Raw genomic sequence first — 9,469 nt, 5'->3', positions numbered from 1 at the left:
GAACTGCTCCAGCCGACGCATCAGCGCGGACTCCAGCTCCCGCTCCGCGACACGTTCGGTGATGTCGAGAAAATCGAAGACGTACGGGTCACGCACCAACTGTCGGTAACACCGCTCGCATCATCCGCGAGATCACTTAGACGAATACAGCCAGCATGAACCGTTGCGCCTGCCCGGCTGAAGCGATTCTCTTCACCCGGCGCTCCCATTGTCGCATTGGCTGACGCGAGTTCTCGGCCCGATTGCTGAAAATACTTCGACCGGCGATGCTCGGCAGAGGTCAGCATCTCGCGGTACGCCACTTTGTAGCTGGCCAGCTTGGCGGTCACGAGCACCGTCGGCACGTACCGCAGACCCTTGAGTACCTTGCGGAAGAACCGCTTGGCAGCAGTGGCGTTTCGACCCGACTGGACGATAGCGTCGCTATCAGGCCGTCCTGATCGACCCCGCGCCACAAATACTTCTGCTCGCCGTTGATTCGAGGTGAACACTTCATCGAGGTACCACTTGTTGCCCGGGCGGGGCCTTCGGAGACGCAGCTCATTGGCATAGGACCGGCCGAACATCGCGCACCACTGCCGGATCGTCTGGTGGGAGACCACGACGCCGCGCTCGAACATCAGTTCCTCCACATCACGCAGGCTCAACGTGAAGCGGTAATACAGTCACACGGCGTGGCTGACGAATTCTGGGCTGTGATCACAGTCACCCACCACCCCAGCGGTCACCAGCACAGCCAAGGTGACGATGCTCGCAGCAATGTGCAGCTGATGCCCAATTGCCGCTGGAATGGTGACTGGCATGCAGTTCTATTCCCGATCTTGCAGTGATACGGCAGGAAGCTAAGCGGGAGAATGTCATTCCGCGGAAGCCGCGAGAGGCAAGCCAAGCGGGACAAGCTCGCCGAACGGATTGCACGTCGGCAGCGTGCGTATGAGAGGCCTACTGCGGGTATGGCATTCACGGATATCGCCAAGAGTTCGGGGTGCCCACTCCGACGGCGTCGGCTCTGTACGCGAATATCTTGCAGATGCAGAGAACCCTCCGTGAGGTCAATCGAGAGTATCTGGATGAATGTGTCAACCCGCTATTCATCCGAGCGGCACGCTCATGCGGTTCCCATAGGGTGCGTGGCGCTGATGCCTGTTGAAGGGGCTTGACGACTCGCTCGTTGCGATTTCGGGTCGGGTTGGTTGGTTCGGATGAGTTTGTGTTACTTGAGCTGGGCAAGTTGATTGAGGACTACTTCGGGTACTGCGGTGGCGGGGATCTGAGTGATGTGAAAGTCGCAGGGAGGAAGTGTTGTTTGTTCTCCGCGCCAGTAGTTCTCGGGGAGGACACTTCCGCGGATGGTCTGCTGATGGAGGGTTACCCCATGGGAGTCGCGCATGCCGACGATAAGTCGGTAGTGCGCGGTGATGTTGGTGATCGGGGTGTAGGCGTCGTACCCGACCGGTGTGGTTGGTGCGGAGGGGTCTATCGGTCGGTCGTCGAGGAGTATCGCGGCGAATGGGAGTGCTGCGAAGCCGCGGAGCCAATCGGCGACGTACATTGACGAGTTTTCCGCGTCGTCGGCGTCGAGGCTGTCAATGTCGGAAGAACCCGAATAGTGGTGTGTGGCTCGTAGCCACTGCATGGGGGAGGGGATCTGTAGGACTACTGGTCCTGACGCCATTGCTGTCAGTGTTTGCGCAAGATCGATGACGCTACGGGTGAGGCCCTTGTCCGCGAGCATGGTACGCAGGGCATATCCGGTTCGTTTCTTCTGAGACATTGAATCCCGCAGGGCGGGGTTCTGTTCGAGGTGATGGGTGTAGAAGTGGTTCAGGTCGAGGATGGCCAGGTCGGGTTTGAGTAGACCTTGTGCTTGGTTGAAGAAGCGGGCGTAGCTGGTGGGGTCGTCCCAGGGGGCGGGCCGGTTGCGCAGAAACACCGATTGGGCGTACGCGTGGTGATCGAGTAGGAGGGCTGTGGCGCGGCCCGAGGGTGGTGAGGCGATTGCGGTGAGAAGGCTGGTGGTCATGATGGTCTTCCTCGAGAGATTGGTGCGATACCGCGCGGTGATGCTCACACCGACGTGATGTTGGGTCAGCGGAGCATCACCGCGCGAAATCGGCAGGGTCAGGACTTGTGCTGGACTTTCTCGCCGCACTTGGTCTCGAGCTCGCGTACCCGCTTGCTCAGCTCCTCGATCTTGAGCACGCGACGGTCCGGAATCATGATGAGGGGTAGATCCTCGAGCCGCGCGGTTACCCGCTCCGGCGCACTCTTGCCCCAGTGCGTGGCAACCAGTTGGTCGTTGTCATCGCCCCAGGAACCGAAGTACAGCAACTCTTTCGGAGGTTCGGGCTTGACGAATTCGGCTACGAATTCCTTGTACGGCTTGCCTCGCTTCAAGCGGTCCTGGCGCATTTGTGCGCGTAGCGCTGTGGTTTCTTCTTCGCGGACGACGAATGTGTCGGGTTCGTAGACGACGCCGTACAGTTCGCCGGCCACCTTGTCCGAGATCCGCGCGAGCTGCAGGTCAGCCATGACCAGTTCTGGATCTCGCTCGAGGATGTCCCCGTATCCGCCGCCGGAGCCTTGGCTGATCATGTACAGCTCGCCTTCCTTGGCGACATCGAACTGCAACCCCATGTGGCCGGTCAGGTATTTGCCGCCCTCGTAGGGCTGTTCGTTCATCACCCGTTCGATCGACAAGTCGAACTGTGACGGGTCCTTGCGGATGATGTCGTAGATATTGATGTTCTTGACCATCGACAACGGATAGGTGGGGCATCCGTAGCCACCGAACATTCCGCTCACCGACGAAAACTTCGAGCCGGAAGTGACGGTCATGAATCCCCAACTGGGGGTGCCACGTGAAGCGACAATCATTTCGTAGCCCATGCCGCCTCGGTACTTTCCGAAGCCCTGATTGTCTGTGACCAGTCGCTTACTGACCAGTTGCAGGAACGGGACCTCTTCTTCCATGACCTCTTGCTCGGCGATGTCGGCCATTGCGCAGAACAGGGGTGCGACGCCGTCTTCGCCGTCTCGGAATGCCTTGGCGCCGCCGCCCATTCCGTTCAGATCGGCACAGAGGTTGCCGACCTGCTCACTGTGCTGCGTGGTTCCGCCCCACAGAAAGTCGTTGATCTGGTTGAACCAGGGGGCGATCACGTTCGAGTACTTGGTGGGCGAGGAGAACTGCAGCTTCGCGTACGCGGTCTGTAGGGCAGAGAATCCGCGGAACGAAGCTTGGAGTGACTGTCCGACGGGTGCGTCGTATCCGGCGTCTGCCCAGGTGTGTTCCTCGGAAATGACCTCGATGGGGGAGAGGGCACCGGTGCTGCGCGGTAGGTCCGGCCACCAGTACGACAGAATCGCCTGCGTCATGAACGATTTGGTCGAGCCGAGGGGGGAGTTGATCGCCCGGTTGAGGATCTCCGGCCCGGTACCCGTCAGGTCGACGGTCATCGTGTCACCCTTGATGGTGATCTTGCAGGCGAACTTGATCAGAATGTTTTCTTTGAGGGTCGAATCGACGAACTGGTTGAAGGTGACGGTTCCGTCCGGAAGATCCGAAATACGGCGCCGCACCTCGGCTTCCACGTTCTCGACGGTGGTGCGAAGAGTAGAGACGAATGCTTCTTCACCGACTTCGTCGATGAGGCGGTCGACGGTGTCCATCACTCTGCTGACGGCGCCCATCTTGACCTTGATGTCGGCGAGCATCAGTTTGGGGTCACGTGTCGAGTGCTGGAGGAACGTCAACAGATCGCGGCGCAGTCGCCCGCCTTCGACGATCTTGATCGGCGATGCGCGCAGCCCGTCGTCGAAGGGCGTTTCGGAGCCGGACGGCATGCCGCCGGGCTCGCAGGCACCGTTTTCACCTTCGTGGATGGTGGCCCCTACCCAGGCGATGATCCGGTCGTCTCGCATGACGGGTACCAGCATCGATTGGTCGGTGTTGTGCACCATGCCGAACCGGGAATCGTTGTGGAAGAAGCCGTCTCCGGGCCGGATCCCGACTGTCGGTTCGTCTTTCCAGTTCTTCATGATGTAGCGAATCGGGTGGTGCAACACTGCGGAGAAGGCGATGACGCCGCGGTTGGAAAGGTAGCTGACATCGCCTTCGGCTGTGTAGACGGCGACGGAGAGATCCGCCCATTTCGCGCCGGGGGCCGCGCCCATGCTTTCGCACATCTCGAAGGCCTCGTCCAGTGCGCCTGCGAGGCGTTTGCGGATGCGGTCGGCTTCGATCGGATCGGTATCCGATGTCATGCAATAGCTTTCGTGCGCTGTGCGCGGCGCGATCTGGTGATGACGCATGATGTCGGGGTCGGGTCCGAGGAAGAGGGTGGTCTCGTCCATGAACTTGTCGACCCACTGCTGCTCTTGCTCGCTGAGTTGCTGGGTCCCGTCGCGGTCGGCGGATGGCCCGGTGCCGTTGTCTAAAATCGTCATGATGCTTTCAGGCTCCTTAGAAAAAACTGTGGTTGATTCGACTGCTCGTCAGTCTTTGAGGAGCCAGACGGCGCCTTGCACGGTCGGCTCGAGTCGCCAGCCCGGTTCGACCAGGTAAGTGGTGCTTTCTGTCGTCACGATGGCGGGGCCGGCGATCACGTACGCGTGGTGGAGGGCGTTCTCGTCGTAGACCGGGGTCTGGACAGGTTCGCTGATGTCGGTGAAATGCACTTTGCGGGTGGTCACAGGTGCCGGGGTTGCGCGGTCACCGCCGGCGTCGATGGAATCGAATTTGACGACGTCGCCGTCGATGTAGGAGGCGACGCGCAAGGTCTGTACGCGGACACCGGCTTCGGGGGCCTGGGTGCCTTCGCCGTACCGTTGGCCGAAGATTTCGGCGAACGTTTTGATCAGGTACAGCACATCGGCGACACCGTTGACTCGGTTGATGTCGAAAGAGACTGCGGTGGTGACCAACTGGTTGCCGTAACGCATGTCCATCTCGAGTCGGTACTTGACGTCGCTGCGGTTGTAGCCCTGACGGACTAGGTCCTCGGCGCCTTTGGCTTCGAGCTCGCCGATGTAGGTGTTGAGCTGTTCGTACTGGTCGTAGATGGTTCGCTCGCGAGGTTCGTAGAGCACGATGTACGCGCTCCGTTCGTGGATGTGGAGGGGCTTCATGTTGCCCGCGCCCAGGGCGGAGAACACTGATGCGAACGGGGGGAAGAGGATCTTGCTGATTCCGGCCTTGGCCGCGATCCCGCAGGCGTGCAGCGGGCCGTTGCCGCCGTAGGCGAGCATGGTGTAGTCCTCGACGAGACCGCCACGTGAGCGCAGTTCCTTCTCGATGCCGATGGCCATTTGCTCGTCGACGGTGCGCTTGATGACCTTCGCAACGTCGACAGCGTCCATGTCGAGTTCGTCGGAGAGATTTTCGTCGATCGCATAGGTGGAGCGCTTCTTGTTGAGCGCGATGTAGCCGTTGGCGTAGTTCTCGGGGTCGAGGTATCCGAGCACCAAATCGGCGTCGGTGACCGTCACCTGCAAGCCGCCGCGGTCGTAGCAGGCGGGGCCGGGGTCCGAACCTGCCGATTCGGGGCCGATCTTCACCGAATTGTGGATCCGGTCGAAGGAAGCGATGGATCCGCCGCCGGCGCCGAGGGTGTTGAGGTGGATCATCGGGACCGACACCAGCCAGCGGCCGATGGTCGGCTGGAAATCGTAGTGCCGAACTCCGCCTTCGGGGACCAGGCCGATGTCGAACGATGTTCCTCCCATGTCCATCGAGACGACGTCACCGATGCCGGTGGTTTCCGCCAGGTGTTGTGCCCCACCGACTCCGGCGATCGGGCCTGAGTGGATGGTCTGGAGTGCATCGGTCGAGTTCGGCTGGGCCATGCCGCCGGAGTTGTGAATGACCAGCATCGGCTTCTCGTAACCGGAGTCACGCAGATTGCTCGACAGTTGGTTGAGCGCGTGGAACATCGTCTCGTGGAGGAAGGCGTCGACAATCGTCGATGTTGCTCGCACGTATTCGCCTTTTCGGCCCGATACCTGACTGCTGAGCAGAACGGGGATCGCGCCGAGCTGGTGCGTGGGGTATTCATCAAGGATGATTTCGAGGATCTGTTGCTCGTGGGCGGAGTTCTCGGTGGCGTTGGTCAGCGCCACGACGATGGCTTCGGCGCCGTTGTCCACCAACTCGCGAACCTGCTGACGAACATCGTCGACCATCAGTGGAACGAGGATCTCGCCGACAGCGTCGACCCGTTCCTTGACGGATCGAACCAGGTGACGCGGCACTAGAGGATCCGGTCGTTGGGCGTCTGCCATGTCACCTTGTTTGATGCCGTCGAGGCCCTCGCCGTAGCCGCGGCCACGGGAGAGGTGGATCGTGTCTTCGAATCCGTGTGTCACCAGAGCGGCAACCTTGGGGCCTTTGCCTTCGATGAGTGCGTTGGTGCCGAGGGTGGTGGCGTAGCGGACCGAGTCGACCTCGCGGAGGGCGTCGCTGCGGCTGACGCCGGCGCGTGAGCATGCCAAATCGAGTGCTTCGTTGAAGCCGAGGGCCAGGTTGTGGTGGGTGGTCAACGCCTTCGCTTCGACGTAAATGTCGTCCCAGACAAAGAAGCAGTCGCTGAATGTTCCACCGATGTCAACAGAAATGCGTTTCATGAAAGTCTCCTTCGATCCGGGGTCAGCGCTGAGCGTGTGAATGGGAGTGCGAATGCGAAGTGCGAGGTTCGGAGATGGCGTTCTCGCCGGGCCCGTAGTTGATCAGTGTTTCCGGATCGCCGTCGCGGTCGGCCCACTGCTTCTTGAGTGCGTCGATGTCCCAGATCATGTCGACGGTCGGTGGGTGTCCGGGTGGGGTGTATTCGGTTTCGATCTGCGTACCGCACCCCGGGCAATAGAATTCGAGGATGCGGCAGAACAACGGATCCGGGGCGAAGGTGTACTCGTATTTCTCCGGATCGAGAATTGAGGGGTGAATCTCGCGGGGTCTCGGTCGTAGACCAGAGTGCCTTCTTTGTAGTTCCCCCGAGCATTGCCCAGGTCGTGCTGGCAGACCCGGCAGAGCCACCGCTCGGAGTCGAGATCGATCGCAAGATATTCGGTCATGGGGATACGCATGATGTTCGTTACCTTCGTGTCGAGAAATGTCGATGTGATCGTTCGGGCGGTACCGCCGGGCCCGATTACACGGTGTCGGTCAGGATGAGGTCACCGGAATTGGAGACCTCCAGGTTCCAGCCGGTCGGGACTTGAGCTGTGAAAAACTGCCCCTCGACAATGGCCGGACCGGATGCGACCGCACCTGCGATCTGCTGATCGAGTAGATAGACAGGTAGTTCCTCGACCAGCGTGGGGGAGGTGCGGACCGATCTCGCCAGCGTCGACACCGCCGGCGTCTTCTTCTTGGGAGACCCGCCCTTGACAACCGAATGGGGGAGTTCCCGTGTCACTTTCAGTGCGAGGATGGTCGTGTTTCCCGCGGTAGAACTGACATCGAGATCATGCTCGAACTGGGTGCGCGCCGCCATCCCATCCGCGTCCTCGACTACAGAGGTCCACTCCAACGAGCACTCTGCGGTGTCGTATCCTTCTTGGAACATGTCTCGTGTTGCGCGGGAACGTAATTCGTTTCTCGCTGCGTCGATTTGCTCAGGGGTGCAGTCGGTGATGTTGGTTTCGTAGGACTGGGAGATGTCGGAGAAACTGATACCGTACGCGGAGAACACCGCGGCCAGTCTCGGGACGAGTACCCGGCGCACTCCGGCGATTCGTGCGGCATCACACGCACTCATCGGGCCGCCGCCGCCGAACGCGGCCACAGTTGTCGTCTCAGCGCTTTCGACGGAAGAGGCGAACGATTCCGATACCTTCGCCGCATAGGCCGATGCCATCTCGAGCAGGGCTTCTTCGACAGTGAGCCCCAGAGGCTCGGCGATGCTCTCAGTGATCACGGCGCGGGATCGTTCGGCGTCGAGAAACATTTCACCGTCGAGGTAGGTGTCGGGATCGAGAACACCCAAGAGCAAATTGACGTCGGTGATGGTGGCCTTCTTGCCGCCGAAACCGAAGCATGCGGGTCCGGGGGACGCGCCGACGCTTTCCGGGCTGACTACGATCCGGCCGTTCTCTACCGCAATGATGGAACTGCCCCCGACTCCTGTGGAGTGAACGTCACTGAGCTCGTACGAGACAGGAACACCGGCGATATGACCCCGGCGTTCGGTGGCGATGGCATAGTTCTTCACCGTCCCTACATCGGTGGTAGTTCCGCCTACGTCGATCATGAGCACATGGGGAAGCTCGTACGCTTGGGCAAGTGCGCGTGTGCCTTCGAGCCCTCCGCGAGGTCCGGAAGAATAGGTCTTGAGTGCCACGGACTTCGCGACCCGCGAGGACGCCCCGTCATTGCGGTAGATGAGGAGCGGGTTCTTGATCTTGTAGGTGCGTAGGCGTCGTTCGGCGCTGTAGAGGAAGCGTTCTACGGTGGGGTGGAGGAACGAGTTGATGATGCCGGACCAGATTCGGCGTGATCGAAGTTCGTCGGAGGCGAATTCCCAGCTGAAGAGAACGGGGACTGACCCGAGGAGATGTCTCGGGAAGCTCTCGAGAATGATCCGTTTGAACAGCGCCTCACGGCCTTTGGTCTTCGCCGCGAGGATCAGCCGTTCCGCACCCGCTGTCGTCAACCTGTTGATCTCCGCGACCAATGTCGTGGTCAAGGCGTCGGCATCGAGCTCGTCCGAGACCAGCGAGGTGCGGGGACCGACAAGGTCGTCTAAGAGTGATGCAGACTCTGCGTCGGTGCGCAAGGCTATAGTAAAAAGCCTGGAAGAGAATGATGGAAACAGAATGCGTACAGCAAAGAGCCTCGGAATTGCTCGATCATCGCTGTATCGAAAAATGAAAATCTATAAGATATGAAACGAAACACCTGTGGCATTAAGCCTGAATGCACCGATGTGCTGATTCAGTCGGTGCGACTTCTGTTGCGGGGCATAGTGCGGTTGTGGGCATAGATGATCACCCGATCGCATGTGTCGGAATGTGCGTTCGGTGACCGCGACATCGATGTGTTCCTCGTCGGTGAACACTGCCTCGCGTCGCGCTTTCTGCTTGACGTCGCGCGGGTCAGCAGCGCCCTTTTGATGGCGTACACCCGGGGTTGCCGGACCGGCCACGATGCCCGAGTGTGACCTGCTGGATCCGCTGCCGGCACACGGTGTGTCTCGGCGGCGAGGTGCACGACATGGAACGGGTCCATCACCCTCTTGGCCTGCGGTAATACGTCCTTCGCGGCGGAGTGGTAGCCTGTGAACTCGTCCATCGAGACGACCTTCACCCGGTCCCGAAACGCCTGATCACGATCACGGTCACGAAGCTCGGATTACCCTGCCCGCGAACGTGTTTCCGCTTGTGCTCGTCCGCACCCAAAGGCTCGCACCCTGTCGAGGTGACCGGACTGGTCGTAGACCACATGCCGGACCGTGGACAGAGCCGGGAAGTT

Annotated in this window: 6 protein-coding genes and 3 pseudogenes; 1 reads left to right on the top strand and 8 read right to left on the bottom strand. The window is 60.4% G+C overall.

Annotated elements, in window-relative coordinates; all coding sequences use genetic code 11:
- From A2J01_RS35390 to A2J01_RS24285, 7 genes and pseudogenes are all read right to left on the bottom strand, one after another.
- Positions 1 to 105 (bottom strand): annotated as a pseudogene (locus tag A2J01_RS35390) (PDDEXK nuclease domain-containing protein); the annotation flags it as partial.
- A gap of 200 nt (positions 106 to 305) precedes the next feature.
- Positions 306 to 566, bottom strand: a pseudogene (locus A2J01_RS37005) (DDE-type integrase/transposase/recombinase); the annotation flags it as partial.
- A gap of 647 nt (positions 567 to 1,213) precedes the next feature.
- Complete coding sequence (locus A2J01_RS24305) at positions 1,214 to 2,023, bottom strand: hypothetical protein (protein ID WP_042926486.1); 810 nt, start codon at positions 2,021 to 2,023, stop codon at positions 1,214 to 1,216.
- Between the two features lie 98 nt (positions 2,024 to 2,121).
- Entirely contained in the window at positions 2,122 to 4,449 is a 2,328-nt protein-coding gene (locus A2J01_RS24300) for a hydantoinase B/oxoprolinase family protein (RefSeq protein WP_064113770.1), read from the bottom strand.
- A 48-nt stretch (positions 4,450 to 4,497) separates the two neighbouring features.
- Positions 4,498 to 6,624: a hydantoinase/oxoprolinase family protein gene (locus A2J01_RS24295; protein ID WP_064113769.1), complete on the bottom strand. Its 2,127-nt coding sequence runs from the start codon at positions 6,622 to 6,624 to the stop codon at positions 4,498 to 4,500.
- 22 nt (positions 6,625 to 6,646) lie between these two features.
- Positions 6,647 to 7,083, bottom strand: a pseudogene (locus tag A2J01_RS24290) (acetone carboxylase subunit gamma).
- 65 nt (positions 7,084 to 7,148) lie between these two features.
- A complete protein-coding gene (locus A2J01_RS24285) occupies positions 7,149 to 8,774 on the bottom strand; it encodes a hydantoinase/oxoprolinase family protein (protein ID WP_231915895.1) in 1,626 nt (541 codons plus the stop codon).
- A gap of 40 nt (positions 8,775 to 8,814) precedes the next feature.
- Here A2J01_RS24285 and A2J01_RS37490 point away from each other — a divergent pair, with 40 nt between their 5' ends.
- The gene (locus tag A2J01_RS37490) at positions 8,815 to 8,886 is read left to right on the top strand and encodes a helix-turn-helix domain-containing protein (RefSeq protein ID WP_408990032.1); all 72 of its coding nucleotides are present in this window, start codon (positions 8,815 to 8,817) and stop codon (positions 8,884 to 8,886) included.
- Positions 8,887 to 8,932: 46 nt separating this feature from the next.
- Here A2J01_RS37490 and A2J01_RS37485 read toward each other — a convergent pair whose 3' ends face one another.
- Complete coding sequence (locus tag A2J01_RS37485; protein WP_082654954.1) at positions 8,933 to 9,289, bottom strand: transposase; 357 nt, start codon at positions 9,287 to 9,289, stop codon at positions 8,933 to 8,935.
- Positions 9,290 to 9,469 lie beyond the last annotated feature (180 nt).

The sequence above is a fragment of the Rhodococcus sp. EPR-134 genome (assembly GCF_001647205.1).
GTDB lineage: Bacteria > Actinomycetota > Actinomycetes > Mycobacteriales > Mycobacteriaceae > Rhodococcus_F > Rhodococcus_F qingshengii.
The sequence above is the reverse complement of the archived record's forward strand: the minus strand, read 5'-3'. Positions and strand labels throughout refer to the sequence as shown.